Genomic DNA, 19,301 nt, shown 5'->3' with positions numbered 1-19,301 from the left:
ACCTCAGAGCTGATAATGCGGAACGAACAGCATCCCGTCTAGGTTGTCTATGTTCTGACAGTTCAGAACGGGACACCGGGGATTGTCTTTCGAGGGAATGTGCGTCCACTCCGCATAGTCGGTCGCGTCGCAATAATTGCTGTTGCGGACGTAGCGATCATAGAGGGGCAGACCGCGGGGCGACTGATAGCGGAAAATGACGGCGCCCTGATTGTGGATGGCGGCGCGCACGCTGTCGCAGCTCATGGCGAGCGGGTTGTAGCGCGAGATCGCCAGCGCCGGCGATGCGGCGAGCACGAGCATGAGGGCAAGAGCGATTTTTTTCATCGAATCATCCTCAGAGAGTGTCCAATTCATATATACGGGAAAGGCGCGCAACTGGTTTCACGCAAACGCAAAATTACGCGCGCCGTGGCGAAAGACTTTCGCAAGTGGAGAAGCGGACATGAATCACGACAGCTACACGGATGATTTCCTCGCCCAAATCCTGCATTCGGTGAAGACCATCGCCCTGACCGGCGCTTCGCCCAATCCGGCGCGGCCGAGCAACGGCGTCATGGGCTATCTGCTGTCGCGCGGCTATGAGGTCATTCCGGTCAACCCGGGGCAGGCGGGTAAACAGATCCACGGCCGAACCGTCTTTGCCCGGCTCGCCGACATTCCGGTGCCGATCGACATGGTCGACGTCTTTCGCGCTGCCGAATATCTGGACGGCGTCGTCGAGGAGGCCTTAGCGCTGAAGCCTTTGCCGAAGATCATCTGGGCGCAGCTCGGCGTCCGCGACGATGCGGCTGCGGCAAAGGCGGAGGCCGCCGGCATCAAGGTGGTGATGAACCGCTGTCCGGCGATCGAGTATCCCCGGATCATTGCCTAATCTCATTGCCCGATCTCATTGCTTGAGCTGCGCTCTGCAGAGACGGATTTTCCACCGAACGCCCGCGGGTTGAAACGGATCGCGATTAACTTTCGTCCGGGAGAGGCTATGATCCCGGCCGTCAGCAACAACGGGAGGACGAGATGGCCAAGAATGATCCGGGATTCAACACGTTGGCGATCCATGCCGGTGCGCAGCCCGACCCGGCGACCGGCGCGCGGGTGACGCCGATCTACCAGACGACCGCCTACGTCTTCAACGATTCCGATCATGCCGCCGCGCTCTTCGGCCTGCAGGCTTTCGGCAATATCTACACCCGCATCATGAACCCGACGCAGGCCGTGCTGGAGGAGCGCGTCGCAGCGCTCGAGGGCGGCACGGCGGCCCTTGCCGTCGCCTCCGGCCATGCCGCACAGATGATCGTCTTCCACACCATCATGCGCCCCGGCGAGAATTTCATCGCCGCCCGCAAGCTCTACGGCGGCTCGATCAACCAGTTCGGCCATGCCTTCGAGAATTTCGGCTGGCAGGTGCGCTGGGCCGATTGCGCCGATCCGGCAAGCTTCGAAAGCCAGATCGACGAAAAGACGCGCGGCATCTTCATCGAGAGCCTCGCCAATCCCGGCGGCACCTTCGTCGATATCGCCGCGATCGCCGACGTGGCGCATCGCCACGGCCTGCCGCTCATCGTCGACAATACGATGGCAACACCCTATCTCATCCGTCCGATCGAGCACGGCGCCGATATCGTCGTGCATTCGCTGACCAAGTTTCTCGGCGGCCACGGCAATTCCATGGGTGGCCTCATCGTTGACGGTGGCACCTTCGACTGGTCGAAATCCGGAAACTACCCGATGCTGTCGAGCCCGCGGCCGGAATATAACGGCATTGTCCTGCACGCGACCTTCGGCAATTTCGCCTTTGCGATCGCCGCCCGCGTTCTCGGCCTGCGCGACCTCGGGCCGGCGATCTCGCCCTTCAACGCCTTTCTGATCCTGACCGGCATCGAAACGCTGCCGCTGAGGATGCAGCGCCACAGCGACAATGCGATCGCGGTGGCCAGGTGGCTGAAGGCGCACAGCAAGATCGCCTGGGTGAATTATGCCGGCCTCGAAGACGACCCGAACCACGCCCTGCAGCAGCGCTATTCGCCGAAGGGCGCCGGCTCCGTCTTCACCTTCGGCGTCACGGGCGGTTATGAGGCGGGCAAAACGCTGGTCGAGGGCCTTGAGCTCTTCTCCCATCTTGCCAATATCGGCGACACCCGCTCGCTCGTCATCCATCCTGCCTCGACGACGCACCGGCAGCTGAGCGACGAACAGAAGATTGCCGCCGGCGCCGGCCCCGACGTGGTGCGCCTTTCAATCGGCATCGAGGACGTCAAGGACATCATCGCCGACCTCGAACAGGCGCTTTCGAAGATCTGAAACACCGTGTAATCAAAACGCCGTAGCCCCGTCGACGCGTGGCCATATTGTGCAGCAGCTTGCTGCACAATATGGGTCGTTGCCTCGGACATCCGGATATTGGTTCTGGAAGGCCCGCTCTAAAACGCTCAACCTCGGCCGGCGAACTATTTCTAGGGCTGCGACCGCACCCCCGATTACCGCTGGACGATCACTCGGGTCCCCGGCTGGACCATATCGTAAAGTTCCTCGACATCTTCGCGGTACATGCGAAAACAACCGCTCGAAGCATTGGTTCCGATTGAGGAAGGGTCATTGGTTCCGTGTATGCGCAGCAGCCCGTCTGCCAGATAAATTGCGCGGGTTCCAAGCGGATTGGCAGGGCCAGCCTTCACGACCGCTGGAAGCCTCGGGTTCTTCTGCCGCATGCTCGCCGTTGGCCGCCATTCGGGATGCATTCGCTTGGATACCACCCGGGTTGATCCGTACCATTGTTTGCCTTCGCGACCGACGGCAATGGGGTAAGCGAACTGCTCTCCGCTTGCTGTCGTGTAAATAAGAGTGTGCTCACGTGTGGCGATCACGATGTTTCCCCTAGCGCTTCGCGTCGAGGGTCCCCTGCGATCATACAGGGGTTCCTGATAGCGGGGGGCCGGGTCGTAATAAGGTGGAGGTGGATACGGGCTGTAGGGGTCATCATAGTCGTAGCCCCCGTATTCGTCGTATCCATCATACGGTTCATAAACTTGAGCTTTGGCCTGAACCACCGTTAGCAAAACGGCCACAGCAAGAAGAGCCAGCAATCTCATTTTTCGCCATCCGCCTGTTATACAAGCCGTATTGGTCCCAACTCTATGGCATCACTATGGCGCACCGTTGACCCATACGAGGTGCCCGGGGCCCCAGACACCTTGCAGGTCGACCGTCGCAGCATCAGCGGCCCGTTCGGCCCTGAATGGTGAACGCCAAATTCAAGCGAAAAAGCTCATGATGTGAAATTGACCACGAGTGCTTGCTGGTTCTATGCGTGGTGCATGACGAACGTTCTCAGCTTCAAGTTTGAAAATACGGACGAAGACACGGTGGCCGTTCTTCCGTGCGTGGATGGCGTGGGATTAGATCTGCTTGTGGCTGCTTTCGAAGAAGCCGCTGGCTACCGTGATCCCGCTGGTGGCTATGGTGGGCTCATACCCTCATTCTACCGCTTCGGTCCCCTGCCGAGCTATTTCCTTGGTCAGGAAGCACCCGTGACGGGCGATGAGCGGGGGGAAATTTATCTCTTGTCGTGTGAATGTCGTGAGGTTGGATGTTGGCCCCTGATCGCCCACGTTCGCCTGCACCATGACAAGGTGATATGGGATGGGTTCAGCCAGCCGCATCGGCCAAGCCGGAATTATGCGAGCTTTGGCCCGTTTGAGTTCGAGCGCAAGCAGTACGAACAGGCCGTCGAGGTTTTGATCCGATATGACGATCTATGACTGAAACGTAAGCGCTGTTGCTCCGACAGCCTCGCAAGAGGGCAAGCCGATCCTCAGCCAAGGTAGCGCTTGGCACGCCCTTTTGATTTCATTTTACGATTGCAATGATGCCAAACGTTTGCGCATCGGCATGCGCCCTGACGTGGCTTCCGGATCGCCGCGGATGCGCCCACGACTTTGACGTGATACTCTCCCCTCCAGTTGCGAAAGCCCTGGAGCGGAGCAAGGGTATGCTGCGAAAGCGCATGGAAAAACCAATGATTAAAAGCATGCCTCATACAAACGTATGTTGCGAAGAACGCTGAAATTGAAGAGATTCAGGATGACTGTGAGCAACTTCATCACCTTCGGCATCGATGGCGTCGAACCGGAGTTCGGCGCGCCCGAACCCGGCCGAATTATCTCAGGCGATCCGCAGTTCCGGACCTGGAACCTGGAGGAGGCCGGAGGCGGCCTCTATTGTGGCATCTGGGAGGCGACGCCCGGCAAGTGGCGGATCGTCTACGAGGAATGGGAATATTTCAGCCTGCTGTCCGGCCATTCGATCGTGACCGAGGAGGGCGGCGAGCCGGTCCATCTGAAGGCGGGTGACCGAATGATCTTGAGACCTGGCTTCAAAGGAACCTGGGAAGTCATTGAAACAACTCGCAAGGATTATGTGATCAGGCTTTGATGCCTGTCGCGTGGAAGCGTGCAGCGGTTCCGAGATAACGACATGCATAAAGACAAGAGTGAAAGCGTGCCATTTTCCAAGATAGAACGCTTTTGATCAATCTCATTAATCGTGCCTACATCGTCAAATGCTAAACCATGTCTGCAGCGCATTGCGGACATGATGTCTCCTGCTGTCTCACAGACATGGTCTTGCAATCGATCACTCCCGGAATTTGCATGTCGTCGACTCTTGCAGGTAGGCACGTTCGCACCCAAACCTCTTCCATCATCGCGACAACGATCTGTTTCCTTGTTGTAGCGCTCCTGTTGACCGGCCTCATGGCGCATGTCGTCACTACCATGACCCGCTCGGCCAACGAGATCGATGATGCCCGGGCCAGCCGCGCCGCTCGCGCCGCAATCGCCGCCTTTGTCGCCCGTCTCGGCGCGACAACGACGGATAATGCCATCTGGGACGATGCCTATCGTGCGGTCGCGGCTCCGGGCGGCACCGATTGGGCCTATGAGAACTGGGGAAAGACCAGCGAGGATTATGCGCTCTATGACGGCGCCATCGTGATCGGCCCGGATCGGACTTCGATCGTTTCCGCCTATGCCAAGGGCAAACCCTTCCAGCCGGGCGTTTTCTTCGGCGAAGCCTTTTATCGGCAGGTCAAAGTGGCGGCCGATCCGGCGCGCGCGCCCTTGGTGAATTTCGTCAAGACCGAAAACGGCATCGCGCTGCTCTCATCGCAGGCGATCCAACCTTTCGACGAAGCCGCCGACACGACGGAATTCAGCACGCTGAGCTTTTACAAGGAATTCACCCCGGAAGTGCTGGACACGCTGTCGAACGAACATGAACTCGAGGGCCTGCGGCTCGAGGCGACGCCCAAGCCGGATTTCCTGAGCACACCGATCACCGATATGAAAGGCGCGGTCATCGGCTATCTCGTCTGGCCGAGCAAAGCACCGGGAAGCACCGTGTTTCATCAGGTGACGCCCTATATCGCGGCCGCCATCGTCATTCTTGCGCTGTTCCTTGCCGCTGTTCTGATGGTCGGCGCGTCAGAGGCGCGGCGCCTGCGTCTACTGGCGCAGGCCGCGCTTTACGAAGCCGGCCACGATAGTCTGAGCGGTCTGTTGAACAGACAAGGGCTTCTCAGCCTGCTCGAAGAGCTGGACGATACAGCCGCTTCGCCGCCCCGGCTCTATCTGGTTGACCTTGATGGCTTCAAGGCCGTCAACGATGCCTGGGGGCATGCCGTTGGGGATGATCTGATCCGGCTGGTTTCGAACGCGCTGACGGCCTGCCATCCCGAAGTCGTCGCGGCGGCCCGGCTGGGGGGCGACGAATTTGCGCTTGTGCAGGTAGGCCCTGCCACATGTGACGATATGGAAAAGGCTATTCTGGCGCTGTTTGCCGAGCCCTTCAAAATCGGCGGACGGACAATCGAAGTCGGAGCCAGCATCGGAGCTGCCGTGCGCGACGGCGACATCGAGCCCTTGGAGCTGTTGCGCAGAGCGGACATGGCGCTTTATCGCGCCAAGGCAAATGGCAGAGGCCAGGCGATCGAATACGACCCCGAACTGGACCAGGAGCGCCAGCGGGTCGCCGAGCTGGAGGCTCTGCTGAAGAGCGCCATCGGCTCCGGCGCCATCGAAGCTGTCTTCCAGCCTCTTGTCTCTGCCTCGACCGGCACGGTGACTGGTCTTGAAGCCCTGGCGCGTTGGCGAACGGCCGCAGGCAACGTCAGTCCGGAGGTCTTCATTCCCCTTGCCGAAAGATGCGGTCTCATCGATGCGCTCGGCGTTCACATGCTCAGAACATCGGTCGCGCATGCCAAGACCTGGCCCGATCTGGCATTGTCGGTGAATGTCTCGCCGGTCCAGCTGTGCAATCCGGAATTTGCTGCCGAAGTGATCTCGATCCTGCAGGAGCTCGATTTCGACCCGAAGCGCCTGACATTGGAGATCACCGAAGGCGTCCTGATGACAAATCCGGATCAGGCCCGGCGCTCGATCGATCAGCTCAAGCGCGTCGGCATCAAGTTCGCGCTCGACGACTTCGGCTGCGGCTACGCCAGCATCGGCGCATTGCGGCAATTCGGCTTCGATCGCATGAAGATCGACCGCTCGCTGGTCTCAGCGCTCGACGAAGGCGCAAAGGGCGCCGATGTTCTTCGGGCGACCATCTCTCTGGCGACTGCCCTGCAGATCCCCGTCACCGCTGAAGGCATCGAGAATTCGCGCCAGGCGGCGATCCTGCGGGACGCCGGCTGTGATCAGCTTCAAGGCTATCTGATGGGAAAACCCATGTCGGCCCGCGACATCACCGGCAAGCTGCAGGAAGAGGCCGCCGCCTAAACATGTCTTGCAAGAGTGTTTAGCGGGTTGGATTCAGCCGGCACGCCGCACGGATTCTCCAGCGGCCGAGGGTCAAGCCTCGGGATCACCACCGCAAATCCAGCCGCTCCAGCCCGTGGAAATGGTAGACGTCCTTGACCACGGGTGTCTTCGCCAGCCGGAGGCCGGCAAGCCGCTCGAACAGGATCGGCAGCACGACGTTGAGCTCCAGCCGGGCCAGCGGCGCGCCGATGCAGAAATGGATGCCGGCGCCGAAGGAGAGATTGGGCGCCTCGCTGCGGTCGGGCCGGAAGCTCAGCGGATCGCTGAATTTCACCGGGTCGAGATTGGCGGCGGCGAGGATGAGGCTCACCTTGTCGCCGCGCTTGAACGAGACGCCGTCGATTTCGGCGGGCTCGAGCGCCCAGCGCTGGAAGATGTGAACGGGCGCGCAGATGCGTAGAGTCTCCTCGACCGTGCGCTCTGTCGTCGCCTCGTCGCGGAAGAGCGTCGCCGGATCCGAGCCGCTGTCGAGGATCGTGCGTACGGAATTGCCGATCTGGTGCACGGTCGCCTCATGGCCGGCGTTGAGCAGCACGATCGTCGTCGAGATCAGCTCCTCCTCGGTGAGATACTGGCCCTTGTGCTCGGTATGGATCATGTGGGTGAGCAGGTCGTCGCGCGGCTCGGCGCGACGCTCGGCGATGACGGTCCTGACGTAGTCGGAAAATTCCTTCGCCGCCCGTTCAGCCTGGTCTTCCTGGGCGCGCGTGCGGCCGAACATGTACATGCGGACATAGGCGTGCGACCAGGCGAGCAGCTGCGGCCCCATCTCCTCGGGAATGCCGATCATGCGGGCGATCATCGTCACCGGGATGATATCGGCAAAGGCCGAGAGCAATTCGACCTCGCGCGTATCGGCGAAGCCGTCGATCAGCCGGTTGGCGAGTTCGACAAGCTCCGGCTTCATCTTCTCGACATGGCGGGAGACGAAGGCGCGGTTGACGAGGGTGCGCAGCCGCGTGTGCTCCGGCGGTTCGAGTTCGAGCAGGGAATACCGTTCGGAGAGATCGAAACTCTCAAGATGCGGCATCGGCTCGGCAAGGCCGAGCTCCTTGCGGCTGGCGATATGCAGGATCTGCCGACCGAAGCGGCGGTCGCGCAACAGCCCGTTCACATGGTCGTAGCCGGTGACGAACCACTGTTTCTGCTCGGTCCAGTAGAAGGTCGGACAATGGGCGTGAAGCGCGGCATAGACGGCATTCGGATTGCCATAGAAGGCCGGGTTGCGGGCGTCCAGGGAAACATGGCGGAGGGCAGGGTCGATCGAGAGAAAGGGCGGTATCGTCATGCCCCGAGGCTTAGCGGATTTGCCAGGCCTCGAAAAGATGCGGAATGAGGAGAGCCGGCCGGAAGCAAGACATGCCCGACCGAGGCGCCGACGACTTTAAGATCTTTGGCTAAACCTGGGGATTGATTCTATTTTCACGCTGCGGCTAATGCATGTCGCCCGGTAGTGTGCAGCGGTTCCGGGACAACGACATGCATAAAAACAAAGAGCTAAAGCGTGTCGCATGGATCAAATTTGATGCGACGCGCTTAGCCGGCCCGCGACAGCGTGCCCATGCGTCGCAGCGCCTCGACCTGATCATCGACCGTCGGCACGAGTTCGCCGGCTGTCGGGCTCGGCGTGGCCGGCGCCGGAGTCGCCGCTTCCGCTTCGCCGAAGGTGACCGTGCAGTTGCGGCCGGCGGCCTTGGCCGCATAGAGCGCCCGGTCGGCGGCCGAGATCAGCTTGTCGATATTGGCTTCGATCGAGGCGGCGAGCGCAATGCCGATGCTGACCGTGGCCGGAACGATCGCTTCGCCGGTGCTGACGGGAAGGCGGCAGAATTCGGTGCGGATCGCTTCGGCGATCGCCTCGGCTTCCATCTGATCCGAGACGGCGGCAAAGGCGGCGAACTCCTCGCCGCCCATGCGGCCGAAGATGTGGTTTGGAATATACTGCCGCGCCATGCGCGCGAAGGCGGTGAGCACGGCGTCGCCGGCCTGGTGCCCGAAGCGGTCGTTGACGCGCTTGAAATGATCCAGGTCGAATAGGATCACCGCGACCTGCCGCTGCTCGCTGTGGGCTCTTTCCTGGATGGCCTCGAAATAGCCGAGCAGGCCGCGGCGGTTGAGCACCCCCGTGAGTGAATCGGTCAGTGTCATTGCCCGCAGATGCCGTTCGGAGCGTTCCATGACCAGCCGGCAGGTAAGCGCGAAGGCGATCGTGAGCAGGAAGGCGCTCGCCATCGCCGAGACGCCGCCGAGATTGGTCGCGTCGATATCGCTGGGCAGCGTTACCGCCATCGTCAGCGCCGAGCCGAAGCACAGGCAGCCCTGCATGACGAACACGCCCATCAGCTTGATGCGGGTGCGCTCGCGGCGCATGTCGCCGGCGGCGACCGCCATGGCGAGGGCCGTGGCGCCGGTCGCCGAAGCGAGATTGTAGAGCACGACGCGGTTCGAATAATCGGTGTTAACCCAGGGCAGGAACACACCGGCCAGCCAGATTGCCGGCGGCAGCAGCGCCCACCATTCGATCTTCTTGCGGTCGAGCGCGAGAAAACCCGCCACCCAGGCGCTCTGGCCGAGCAGCGCGATGGCATTGCCGATCTCGACGGACACCAGGCTGGGGACTTGGCCGCGCAGCGCGATCATCGCAAAGCCGATGCCGGTCAGAAGAAAGCCGAGGCCCCAATAGAGGTAGGCTTCGTTCTTGACGTTGTGGCGCCAGGCGACGAAAAGCACCAGAGCGAGCGTCATGGCCTCCGAACACCAGATGGCGAGACCTGTAGCGATATTGAACACGGCAGCAAACCCCTTGCCCGTCGACCTTGTCTGTTGGCCGCATCCTTGCTGAGGAAGCTCGCCAGTTCCTTAATGCTGTTGCGGTGCGGCATGATTTTCGGCCGGTATCTGGCGGTAGGCTTTCCGTTGGGTAAACGTATGTGAGCGCTGCCGGATGGAGTAAGCTTTCCTTCATCCTGTCATGGAGAAAAGCCGGGGGAGACGCCGCCGGGGGCTCGCGGTCATCAGCCATTTACGAGAAAGAGGCGGCCGGCGCCGAAGCTCGATGCATGTCGCCCGGAAGTGTGGAGCGGTTCCGGGATGACGACATGCATCAAAGAGGAGCTGAAGCCGCCGTGCCCCGCCTTCTTAACGTTATCCTCATGCGTGTCTTGAAGAGGAGGGCAGGGACACTCTATGTAGGGATATGGCATTTTCTTTGATTCCCGGCGGCCGCCGGCATGACGTTGACAAAGGACGCACATGAGAAACCCAGTTGATACCGCAATGGCCCTCGTGCCGATGGTCGTGGAACAGACCAACCGCGGTGAACGCTCCTACGACATCTATTCCCGCCTGTTGAAGGAACGCATCATCTTCCTGACCGGCGCCGTCGAGGATCACATGGCGACGCTCGTCTGCGCCCAGCTGCTCTTCCTCGAGGCCGAAAACCCGAAGAAGGAAATCGCCCTCTACATCAATTCGCCCGGTGGCGTCGTCACCGCCGGCATGGCGATCTACGATACGATGCAGTTCATCAAACCGGCAGTTTCGACGCTTTGCATCGGCCAGGCCGCGTCTATGGGCTCGCTGCTGCTGGCCGCTGGCCACAAGGACATGCGCTTCGCCACGCCGAATTCCCGCATCATGGTGCACCAGCCCTCGGGCGGCTTCCAGGGCCAGGCCTCGGATATCGAGCGCCACGCCCGCGACATCCTCAAGATGAAGCGCCGCCTCAACGAAGTCTACGTCAAGCACACCGGCCGAACCTACGAGGAAGTTGAAAAGACCCTCGATCGTGACCATTTTATGGATGCGGACGAGGCCCAGGGCTGGGGCGTGATCGACAAGGTTCTGACGTCGCGCCTCGAGATGGAAGGCGAGCAGGCCTAGTAATTAATTGGGATGGTGTTTTTGCCGCCACAGTTCTATCTCATTTGTGATCGAACAAGGGCTTTCATCCGGCGGCGAAGACACTAATAGTAACTATTAATGCTATGTTGAATTTTTATGACATAGCATTTGGCATTCGAAGGGGATTCGTTGCCGCCGGAACCTGGACATGGTTGACTGGAACCGGTTCGTAGCCCCTGAAGCCCTTCTCGGCAAAGGCTCCGGAAACGGAGTGCCGCCAGGAGCTGATAGAGTGGACCGCGATTTCGCCTTGAAATGCGGCGTGCTGGAAGGAAAATGATATGAGCAAGGTCAGCGGCAGCAACGGCGGCGACTCCAAGAACACCCTCTATTGTTCGTTCTGCGGAAAGAGCCAGCACGAAGTCCGGAAACTGATTGCCGGACCGACCGTCTTCATCTGCGATGAATGCGTCGAATTGTGCATGGACATCATCCGCGAGGAAAACAAGTCCTCGATGGTCAAGTCCCGCGACGGCGTTCCGACGCCCCAGGACATCATCAAGGTCCTCGACGAATATGTCATTGGCCAGCGGCAGGCGAAGAAGATCCTGTCGGTCGCCGTGCACAATCATTACAAGCGCCTCGCCCACGCCTCCAAGAACGGCGAAGTCGAACTGGCAAAGTCGAACATCATGCTCGTCGGCCCGACCGGCTGCGGCAAGACCTATCTTGCCCAGACGCTCGCCCGCATCATCGACGTTCCCTTCACCATGGCCGATGCGACGACGCTGACGGAAGCCGGCTATGTCGGCGAGGACGTCGAAAACATCATCCTGAAGCTTCTGCAGGCGGCCGACTACAATGTCGAACGCGCTCAGCGCGGCATCGTCTACATCGACGAAGTCGACAAGATTTCGCGCAAGTCCGACAATCCGTCGATCACCCGTGACGTCTCGGGCGAGGGCGTGCAGCAGGCGCTCCTGAAGATCATGGAAGGCACGGTCGCTTCCGTTCCGCCGCAGGGCGGCCGCAAGCACCCGCAGCAGGAATTCCTGCAGGTCGACACGACGAACATCCTGTTCATCTGCGGCGGCGCCTTCGCCGGCCTCGACAAGATCATCTCCGCCCGCGGCGAGAAGACCTCGATCGGCTTCGGCGCGACCGTCAAGGCCCAGGACGACCGCCGCGTCGGCGAAGTCCTGCGCGAACTCGAGCCGGAAGATCTGGTCAAGTTCGGCCTCATCCCCGAATTCATCGGCCGCCTGCCGGTTCTGGCGACGCTTGAGGATCTCGACGAAGACGCGCTGATCCAGATCCTGTCCGAGCCGAAGAACGCCCTGATCAAGCAGTACCAGCGCCTGTTCGAGATGGAAGACGTCGAACTGACCTTCCACGAAGACGCCCTGCGCGAAATCGCCCGCAAGGCGATCGTGCGCAAGACCGGCGCCCGCGGCCTCCGCTCGATCATGGAGAAGATCCTGCTCGACACGATGTTCGAACTGCCGACGCTGGAAGGTGTGCGTGAGGTCGTCATCTCGGAAGAAGTGGTGCGCGGTTCGGCCCGTCCGCTTTATATCTATGCCGACCGTCAGGAAGAAAAGGCCAACGCTTCGGCGTGACCTTGCACTTTCGCACCATTATTTTGGGGGCTTGCCATCAGCAGGCCCCTTTCTATTTGAAAAATCATCCGAGGCGCTGTTAGTATTTTGCCGGTGGGACCGGAATTGCCTTTGCCGATGTTGCGCAGGGTAATGCTTGGCAATGATGGGATGATCTCGTAAGCCTGTTGCTGGCGTTGTATTTAGCCTGGCCGGAAATGGTAAGCGCCGGTCCAGCCACGCGCTTCATAGTGTTGGCGTTCCGTTGTAACAATGCTGTCACATCCGGGGAACGCGGGCGTTAGCGTGGCTTGAAAAGCGTAGTCAGAACCTCCACTTGTAGAGCCAAGTGAGAGCCGGCCGGTCCCAAGCAGCCGTGCAGAGAGCCCGGTAACGGGACGATGGAAAGGACAAAAAAATGACGAAGAAAACGTCTGTAGCGAGCAGCACTGCCTACCCTGTTCTGCCTTTGCGCGACATCGTGGTGTTCCCGCATATGATCGTGCCGCTGTTCGTCGGACGGGAAAAGTCGATCCGTGCGCTCGAAGAGGTCATGGGTTCCGACAAGCAGATCATGCTGGTGACGCAGATCAACGCCAGCGACGATGATCCGGATCCTTCGGCAATTCACAATGTGGGCACGGTCGCCAATGTGCTGCAGCTGCTCAAGCTGCCCGACGGCACCGTCAAGGTTCTGGTCGAAGGCCGCGCCCGCGCCGAGATCGACACCTATACCAGCCGCGAAGATTTTTATGAGGCGCTCGGCCATGTGCTCGAGGAGCCGCATGACGATCCGGTCGAGCTGGAAGCATTGTCACGCTCGGTCGTTTCCGAATTCGAGAGCTATGTGAAGCTCAACAAGAAGATTTCGCCCGAGGTGGTCGGCGCCGCCAGCCAGATCGACGACTATTCCAAGCTCGCCGATACGGTCGCCTCGCACCTGTCGATCAAGATCACCGAGAAGCAGGAGATGCTGGAGACGACCAGCGTCAAGCAGCGCCTGGAAAAGGCCCTCGGCTTCATGGAAGGCGAGATCTCGGTGCTGCAGGTCGAAAAGCGCATCCGCTCGCGCGTCAAGCGCCAGATGGAGAAGACCCAGCGCGAATACTATCTCAATGAGCAGATGAAGGCGATCCAGAAGGAACTCGGCGACGGCGAGGAAGGCCGCGACGAGATGAGCGAACTGGAAGAGCGCATCGCCAAGACCAAGCTCTCCAAGGAGGCCCGTGAAAAGGCCGATGCGGAGCTGAAGAAGCTGCGCCAGATGAGCCCGATGTCGGCGGAAGCCACCGTCGTGCGCAACTATCTGGACTGGCTGCTCGGCATTCCCTGGGGCAAGAAGTCGAAGATCAAGGCCGATCTCAACAATGCCGAGAAGATACTCGAAGCCGATCACTTCGGTCTCGACAAGGTCAAGGAGCGCATCGTCGAATATCTCGCCGTGCAGGCCCGCGCCACCAAGATCAAGGGTCCGATCCTCTGCCTCGTCGGCCCTCCCGGCGTCGGCAAGACCTCGCTCGCCCAGTCGATCGCCAAGGCGACCGGCCGTGAGTATGTCCGCATGGCGCTCGGCGGCGTTCGCGACGAAGCCGAAATCCGCGGCCACCGCCGCACTTATATCGGCTCGATGCCCGGCAAGGTCATCCAGTCGATGAAGAAGGCGAAGAAGTCCAACCCGCTCTTCCTGCTCGACGAGATCGACAAGCTCGGCCAGGACTATCGTGGCGATCCGTCCTCGGCTCTGCTCGAAGTGCTCGATCCGGCGCAGAACTCGACCTTCATGGATCATTACCTGGAAGTCGAATACGATCTGTCCGACGTGATGTTCATCACCACGGCGAATACGCTGAACATTCCGGCGCCGCTGATGGACCGCATGGAAATCATCCGTATCGCCGGCTACACCGAGGATGAAAAGCGCGAAATCGCCAAGCGGCACCTGCTGCCGAAGGCCATCAAGGAACATGCGTTGCAGCCCGAGGAATTCTCGGTCAGCGACGATGCCCTGATGGCGATCAGCCAGCAGTATACCCGTGAAGCCGGTGTTCGCAGCTTCGAACGCGAATTGATGAAGCTCGCCCGCAAGGCGGTCACCGACATCATCAAGGGCAAGACGAAGTCCGTTCACGTGACGGCCGCCAACATCGCCGATTACCTCGGCGTCCCGCGCTTCCGCCACGGCGAAGCCGAGGGCGAGGATCAGGTCGGCGTCGTCACCGGTCTTGCCTGGACGGAAGTCGGCGGCGAGTTACTGACCATCGAAGGCGTGATGATGCCGGGCAAGGGCCGCATGACGGTCACCGGCAATCTGAAGGACGTCATGAAGGAATCGATCTCGGCAGCGGCCTCCTATGTCCGTTCGCGCGCCGTCGATTTCGGCATCGAACCGCCGATGTTCGAAAAGAACGACATCCACGTGCACGTGCCGGAAGGCGCCACGCCGAAGGATGGCCCCTCGGCCGGTGTTGCCATGGCGACCGCCATCGTCTCGATCATGACCGGCATCCCGGTCAACAAGCATGTGGCCATGACCGGTGAAATCACCCTTCGCGGCCGTGTGCTGCCGATCGGCGGTCTCAAGGAAAAGCTGCTCGCAGCGCTTCGCGGCGGCATCAAGAAGGTGCTGATTCCGGAGGAAAACGCCAAGGACCTGGCGGAGATTCCTGACAACGTGAAGAACAACATGGAGATCATCCCGGTCTCGCGCATGGGCGAGGTGATCAAGCACGCGCTGATCCGCCGGCCCGAGCCGATCGAGTGGGATGGCACGGTGGAAACGCCCGTGATCACATCGGTCGAAGGCCTTGATGAGACGGGCGCAACCATAGCGCATTGAGTGGCGCTTGCCACATTTATGCCCATTTGGCGCAAAAGACGCAAAAAGGCTGGCGGAAACGCCAGCCTTTTTTGTGAAAACGTCATGGAGACGCTTGCTTTTCCTTGATTTGCAGGGCTTCTGGGTTCCCGGCGGGCCTGATGAAACCTATTCTGCGCCTAGCTTACATTTGAGTCGTTTCATACCATTTAGAAAGGGGTGGAAACATGAACAAGAATGAACTCGTGTCCGCAGTGGCCGAAAAGGCAGGACTGACGAAGTCTGACGCGGCTTCCGCTGTCGACGCGGTTTTCGACGTTGTCCAGGCTGAACTCAAGAACAAGGGCGACATCCGCCTCGCAGGGTTCGGCAGCTTCACCGTTTCTCATCGTGCAGCATCGAAGGGCCGCAACCCGTCCACCGGCGCTGAAGTCGACATTCCGGCTCGCAACGTGCCGAAGTTCACGCCCGGCAAGGGCCTGAAGGACGCCGTCAACGGCTGATTAAAGATTATCCGCCAGCCGTAAACGAGACCGGCTGTGCAGGGTTTTTGAGAGGGGTTCGGCTTTGCCGGGCCCCTTTTTGTTCTGGCCGCTTGCCGCATGCGGCACTTTGATTTACCACGGAGCTGTTCTCAGGGCGGGGTGAAACTCCCCACCGGCGGTAAGGGCTGCGGCCCGAGCCCGCGAGCGCTTTCCCAAGCTGTCGCGTGGGAAGGGTCAGCAGATCCGGTGTGATTCCGGAGCCGACGGTATAGTCCGGATGAAAGAGAATGAGCATGGCCGCGTGCGGGCAGGGGACTGCCGGCGTCAGCGTGTCGTCGCCTCATGCGTCCTGATTTATGTTGGTCCCTATTCTGGATAAAAGACATGAATCAGAATTCCCTTGCAGTCTCGCAATCCCGCGCCCTTGCCGGCGCAAGCTTCATGGTGCTGGGAGGCGTGGCCTTTTCGCTCCTCAACGTCGTCACCCAGTGGCTGACCATGAAGCTCGCCTTTCCCCCGGCCTCAGCGGTCTTCTGGCAATATGCCTTCGCCTTCCTTTTCTCCTTGCCCTTCCTGCGCAAATCAGGCCTTTCGGCTATGCGCACCGGCTATCCCCGGCGGCATGTCGTGCGCGTGGTCTTTGCCGCGCTCGGCGGCGCGGCCTGGGTTTCCGGTCTTGCTTCCGTGCCGATCTGGCAGGCGATTGCGCTTGTCATGACCTCGCCCTTCTTCATCATCCTCGGCGCCCGCCTGTTCCTCGGCGAACGCGTCGGTCCCGCCCGCTGGATGGCGACCGCGGCCGGCTTCGCCGGCGCAATGATCACCCTGCAGCCTTGGTCCGACAGCTTCACCTGGGCAACATTGCTGCCGGTGCTCTCGGCGCTGCTCTGGGGCGCCTCGTCGCTGATCACCAAGAGCCTGACCGGCATCGAGAAGCCGGAGACGATCACCCTCTGGCTGCTGGTGCTGCTGACGCCGATCAACGGCGGGCTGGCGCTTGCGGCGGGCCTCGCCGTGCCGACGGGGGCGACGCTAGCTCTCTTCCTTCTGGCGGGCCTCCTGACGGTCGTAGCGCAATATCTGCTGACCCTTGCCTATGCCAGCGCCGACGCTGCCTATGTGCAGCCGTTCGACGGTCTGAAGCTGCCGCTCAACGTGCTCGCCGGCTGGCTGTTCTTCGGTCATGCGCCGGCCGGTTATCTCTGGCTGGGAGCCGGACTCATCCTCGCCGCATCGCTCTTCATCATGCGCAACGAGATGCGCCAGGAAAGGCAAGCGGCCTCCGCGTGAAATGTCGCGGACTGTCATGTCTCTGTCATGGCAGTCCCGCAGAAAGCCCATGTTTCGACTATTCGACACATGGGGGATTTCATGACGATTTCATCGCGCCAGGCAGCTCTTGCTGCCGTGCTTCTCGCATCCGTTGCCTTTCCGGCCGCCGCCGAGCCGGTCTTCAACCGCATCGCCTCTTTCCCGGTCGCCCAGAACCTGCCTGTCGACAAGGACAAGCTGTCGCCGACATCGGCCGAAATTATCACCGCGACCGACGACGGCAATACGCTGATCTACAGCGACAGCCCGCTCGGCGCGATCGGTTTCATCGACATCAGCGATGCCAAGGCGCCGAAATCAGGCGGCGCGCTGATGATGGACGGCGAGCCGACATCGGTCACCTCGAGCGCCGGCAAGGCACTCGTCGCCGTCAACACCTCCGAGAGCAAGGCGAAGCCCTCAGGCCGCCTGGCGATCGTCGACGTGGCGACGAAGAAGATCGAAGCTAGCTGCGATCTCGGCGGCCAGCCGGATTCGATCGCCGTCAACAAAGACAAGACGCTCGGCACTATTGCGATCGAAAACGAGCGCGACGAAGACGTCAATGACGGCAAGATCCCGCAGATGCCGGCCGGCGACCTCGTCGTCTTCCAGGTCAAGAACGGCGCCGTCGATTGCGGCAGCATCAAGCATGTGACGCTGACCGGTCTCGCCGGCGTTGCCCCCGAGGATCCGGAGCCGGAATTCGTCGCCTTCAACGGGCTGAACGAGATTGCCCTGACACTGCAGGAGAACAACGAGATCGTCATCATCGATGCCAATACGGCTGAGGTGAAGACGCATTTCTCCGCCGGCAGCGTCGATCTTACCGGCATCGACACAAAGCGGGACGGCGCCCTGAAATTCACCGGCGAATCCAAGGGCGTACTGCGCGAGCCCGACGCCGTGAAGTGGCTGGACGACAACCGCCTCGTTGTCGCCAATGAAGGCGATTACCAGGGTGGCTCGCGTGGCTTCACCATCTTCGACAAGACGGGCAAGCTTCTCTACGAATCGGGCGCATCCTTCGAACGCGCCGTCGCCCATATCGGCCACTATCCGGAAAGCCGTTCGGGATCGAAGGGCGTCGAGCCGGAAGGCCTCGAAGCTGCCAAGTTCGGCGACGACCAATATTTCTTCCTGCTCGCTGAGCGCGCCTCGGTCGTTGGCGTCTATAAGGATACCGGCGCCGACCCCGAGCTCATCCAGCTGCTGCCGTCCGGCATTTCGCCGGAGGGTGGGGTCGCTATTCCCCAGCGCAATCTCTTTGCCACCGCCAACGAGCTCGACCTCGGCAAGGACGGCGGCACGCGCTCGCATGTGATGATCTACGAGCGCTCGGAAGGCGAGAAAGCCTATCCGAAGATCGTCTCCGCCGACAAGGACGGCAATCCGATCGGCTTCGCAGCCCTTTCGGGTCTCGCCGCCGTTCCCGGCAAGCCGGGCATGCTCTATGCCGTCAGCGACAGCGTTCTCGGCTCGCAACCGACGATCTACACGATCGATGCCAGCAAGAAGCCGGCGGTCATCACCGACGCTCTCGTCGTCAAGCGTGACGGCGCCCCGGCCCAGAAGCTCGACATCGAAGGCATCGCGGTAGCCGCCGACGGCTCTTTCTGGCTGGCCTCGGAAGGCTATAGCGAGCGTCTCGTCCCGCACGCCCTCTACAACGTCAACGCCAAGGGCGACATCAAGGCCGAGATCGCCCTGCCGAAAGAGCTTGCCGCCAACGAAATCCGCTTCGGTTTCGAAGGTGTCACCATGATCGGCACCGGCGACGATGCCACGCTCTGGATGGCGGTCCAGCGCGAGTGGGCTGACGACCAGAAGGGCTTCGTCAAGCTCGTCTCCTACAATCCGAAGAAGAAGGAATGGGGCGCCGTGCGCTATCCGCTCGACAAGACGGAAAGCGGCTGGGTCGGCCTGTCGGAAATTTCGGCTCAGGGCGACAGCGTCTACATCATCGAGCGCGACAACCTCGTCGGCGATGCCGCCAAGCTGAAGAAGCTCTACAAGGTGGCGATCTCGGAGCTGAAGCCCGCCAAGCTCGGCGGCGAACTGCCCGCCGTCAAGAAGACCGAAGCCCACGACTTCCTCGGCGAACTCAAGACCGCGACCAACGGCTACGTGCTCGACAAGCTCGAAGGCTTCACCTTCGATGCATCGGGCAAGCCCTATGCCGTCACCGACAATGACGGCGTCAGCGACTCCTCCGGCGAGACGCTGTTCTTCCCGGTTGAACTCAGCGCCACGAACTGAGGCGTCGTAGAAGGATACAGGGAGAGGCCGGGCGAAAGCCCGGCCTCTCTTTTTTGATCCAAAGGATCCATGGGGTGTCCGCATTCGCAGCGGGAAGGCGAGGGCATTCGACCGAAGAATATTTTGCAAAGCAGAGGGCTTCGGCATGGATGCTCGGGTCGAGCCCGAG

General features: G+C 60.9%; 15 protein-coding genes and 1 riboswitch. Of the genes, 11 read left to right on the top strand and 4 right to left on the bottom strand.

Annotated elements, in window-relative coordinates:
- Positions 1 to 3: 3 nt before the first annotated feature.
- Positions 4 to 327 carry a hypothetical protein gene (locus MHI61_RS15585; protein ID WP_183914887.1) on the bottom strand — a complete coding sequence of 108 codons (324 nt, stop codon included), beginning with the start codon at positions 325 to 327 and terminating at the stop codon, positions 4 to 6.
- A gap of 118 nt (positions 328 to 445) precedes the next feature.
- Here MHI61_RS15585 and MHI61_RS15580 point away from each other — a divergent pair, with 118 nt between their 5' ends.
- Together MHI61_RS15580 and MHI61_RS15575 are read left to right on the top strand one after the other, a co-directional pair.
- Positions 446 to 874, top strand: coding sequence for a CoA-binding protein (locus MHI61_RS15580; protein ID WP_239792620.1), 429 nt, complete (start codon positions 446 to 448; stop codon positions 872 to 874).
- 143 nt (positions 875 to 1,017) lie between these two features.
- A complete protein-coding gene (locus tag MHI61_RS15575) occupies positions 1,018 to 2,301 on the top strand; it encodes an O-acetylhomoserine aminocarboxypropyltransferase (RefSeq protein ID WP_239792619.1) in 1,284 nt (427 codons plus the stop codon).
- Between the two features lie 176 nt (positions 2,302 to 2,477).
- Here the strand turns inward: MHI61_RS15575 and MHI61_RS15570 are convergent, their stop codons facing one another.
- Positions 2,478 to 3,089 (bottom strand): L,D-transpeptidase, encoded by a 612-nt coding sequence (locus MHI61_RS15570; protein WP_012483408.1) that lies wholly within the window; start codon positions 3,087 to 3,089, stop codon positions 2,478 to 2,480.
- 225 nt (positions 3,090 to 3,314) lie between these two features.
- Here MHI61_RS15570 and MHI61_RS15565 point away from each other — a divergent pair, with 225 nt between their 5' ends.
- The 3 genes from MHI61_RS15565 (at position 3,315) to MHI61_RS15555 (ending at position 6,779) form a co-directional block, all read left to right on the top strand.
- Positions 3,315 to 3,758 (top strand): hypothetical protein, encoded by a 444-nt coding sequence (locus MHI61_RS15565; RefSeq protein WP_239792618.1) that lies wholly within the window; start codon positions 3,315 to 3,317, stop codon positions 3,756 to 3,758.
- 322 nt (positions 3,759 to 4,080) lie between these two features.
- Positions 4,081 to 4,431: a cupin domain-containing protein gene (locus MHI61_RS15560; RefSeq protein WP_239792617.1), complete on the top strand. Its 351-nt coding sequence runs from the start codon at positions 4,081 to 4,083 to the stop codon at positions 4,429 to 4,431.
- 218 nt (positions 4,432 to 4,649) lie between these two features.
- Positions 4,650 to 6,779: an EAL domain-containing protein gene (locus tag MHI61_RS15555; RefSeq protein ID WP_239792616.1), complete on the top strand. Its 2,130-nt coding sequence runs from the start codon at positions 4,650 to 4,652 to the stop codon at positions 6,777 to 6,779.
- Between the two features lie 85 nt (positions 6,780 to 6,864).
- Here the strand turns inward: MHI61_RS15555 and MHI61_RS15550 are convergent, their stop codons facing one another.
- Entirely contained in the window at positions 6,865 to 8,109 is a 1,245-nt protein-coding gene (locus MHI61_RS15550; RefSeq protein WP_239792615.1) for a cytochrome P450, read from the bottom strand.
- Positions 8,110 to 8,357: 248 nt separating this feature from the next.
- Positions 8,358 to 9,611, bottom strand: coding sequence for a GGDEF domain-containing protein (locus MHI61_RS15545; RefSeq protein ID WP_239792614.1), 1,254 nt, complete (start codon positions 9,609 to 9,611; stop codon positions 8,358 to 8,360).
- Positions 9,612 to 10,073: 462 nt separating this feature from the next.
- Between MHI61_RS15545 and clpP the strand changes: the two genes are divergently transcribed.
- From clpP to MHI61_RS15515, 6 genes are all read left to right on the top strand, one after another.
- Entirely contained in the window at positions 10,074 to 10,703 is a 630-nt protein-coding gene (gene clpP / locus MHI61_RS15540; RefSeq protein WP_003573944.1) for an ATP-dependent Clp endopeptidase proteolytic subunit ClpP, read from the top strand.
- Between the two features lie 302 nt (positions 10,704 to 11,005).
- Positions 11,006 to 12,283, top strand: a complete 1,278-nt coding sequence (gene clpX / locus MHI61_RS15535; RefSeq protein ID WP_004680013.1) for an ATP-dependent Clp protease ATP-binding subunit ClpX — start codon at positions 11,006 to 11,008, stop codon at positions 12,281 to 12,283.
- A gap of 397 nt (positions 12,284 to 12,680) precedes the next feature.
- Complete coding sequence (lon, locus tag MHI61_RS15530) at positions 12,681 to 15,098, top strand: endopeptidase La (RefSeq protein WP_239792613.1); 2,418 nt, start codon at positions 12,681 to 12,683, stop codon at positions 15,096 to 15,098.
- Positions 15,099 to 15,304: 206 nt separating this feature from the next.
- A complete protein-coding gene (gene hupB / locus MHI61_RS15525) occupies positions 15,305 to 15,580 on the top strand; it encodes a DNA-binding protein HupB (RefSeq protein WP_003547346.1) in 276 nt (91 codons plus the stop codon).
- Between the two features lie 123 nt (positions 15,581 to 15,703).
- Positions 15,704 to 15,855, top strand: a riboswitch (FMN riboswitch).
- Between the two features lie 91 nt (positions 15,856 to 15,946).
- The gene (locus MHI61_RS15520) at positions 15,947 to 16,852 is read left to right on the top strand and encodes a DMT family transporter (protein ID WP_239792612.1); all 906 of its coding nucleotides are present in this window, start codon (positions 15,947 to 15,949) and stop codon (positions 16,850 to 16,852) included.
- An 81-nt stretch (positions 16,853 to 16,933) separates the two neighbouring features.
- Positions 16,934 to 19,132: an esterase-like activity of phytase family protein gene (locus MHI61_RS15515; RefSeq protein WP_239792611.1), complete on the top strand. Its 2,199-nt coding sequence runs from the start codon at positions 16,934 to 16,936 to the stop codon at positions 19,130 to 19,132.
- Positions 19,133 to 19,301 lie beyond the last annotated feature (169 nt).

It is taken from the genome of Rhizobium sp. K102 (assembly GCF_022385315.1).
GTDB lineage: Bacteria > Pseudomonadota > Alphaproteobacteria > Rhizobiales > Rhizobiaceae > Rhizobium > Rhizobium croatiense.
Note: the sequence above shows the minus strand (reverse complement) of the source record. Positions and strands in the feature narration are given on the sequence as shown.

Excerpts from the sequence above, each read along its gene's own strand:
- MHI61_RS15585 (WP_183914887.1), bottom strand. The coding sequence starts at position 327 with ATGAAAAAAATCGCTCTTGCCCTCATGCTCGTGCTCGCCGCATCGCCG.
- MHI61_RS15580 (WP_239792620.1), top strand. The coding sequence starts at position 446 with ATGAATCACGACAGCTACACGGATGATTTCCTCGCCCAAATCCTGCAT.
- MHI61_RS15575 (WP_239792619.1), top strand. The coding sequence starts at position 1,018 with ATGGCCAAGAATGATCCGGGATTCAACACGTTGGCGATCCATGCCGGT.
- MHI61_RS15570 (WP_012483408.1), bottom strand. The coding sequence starts at position 3,089 with ATGAGATTGCTGGCTCTTCTTGCTGTGGCCGTTTTGCTAACGGTGGTT.
- MHI61_RS15565 (WP_239792618.1), top strand. The coding sequence starts at position 3,315 with ATGACGAACGTTCTCAGCTTCAAGTTTGAAAATACGGACGAAGACACG.
- MHI61_RS15560 (WP_239792617.1), top strand. The coding sequence starts at position 4,081 with ATGACTGTGAGCAACTTCATCACCTTCGGCATCGATGGCGTCGAACCG.
- MHI61_RS15555 (WP_239792616.1), top strand. The coding sequence starts at position 4,650 with ATGTCGTCGACTCTTGCAGGTAGGCACGTTCGCACCCAAACCTCTTCC.
- MHI61_RS15550 (WP_239792615.1), bottom strand. The coding sequence starts at position 8,109 with ATGACGATACCGCCCTTTCTCTCGATCGACCCTGCCCTCCGCCATGTT.
- clpP (WP_003573944.1), top strand. The coding sequence starts at position 10,074 with ATGAGAAACCCAGTTGATACCGCAATGGCCCTCGTGCCGATGGTCGTG.
- clpX (WP_004680013.1), top strand. The coding sequence starts at position 11,006 with ATGAGCAAGGTCAGCGGCAGCAACGGCGGCGACTCCAAGAACACCCTC.
- lon (WP_239792613.1), top strand. The coding sequence starts at position 12,681 with ATGACGAAGAAAACGTCTGTAGCGAGCAGCACTGCCTACCCTGTTCTG.
- hupB (WP_003547346.1), top strand. The coding sequence starts at position 15,305 with ATGAACAAGAATGAACTCGTGTCCGCAGTGGCCGAAAAGGCAGGACTG.
- MHI61_RS15520 (WP_239792612.1), top strand. The coding sequence starts at position 15,947 with ATGAATCAGAATTCCCTTGCAGTCTCGCAATCCCGCGCCCTTGCCGGC.
- MHI61_RS15515 (WP_239792611.1), top strand. The coding sequence starts at position 16,934 with ATGACGATTTCATCGCGCCAGGCAGCTCTTGCTGCCGTGCTTCTCGCA.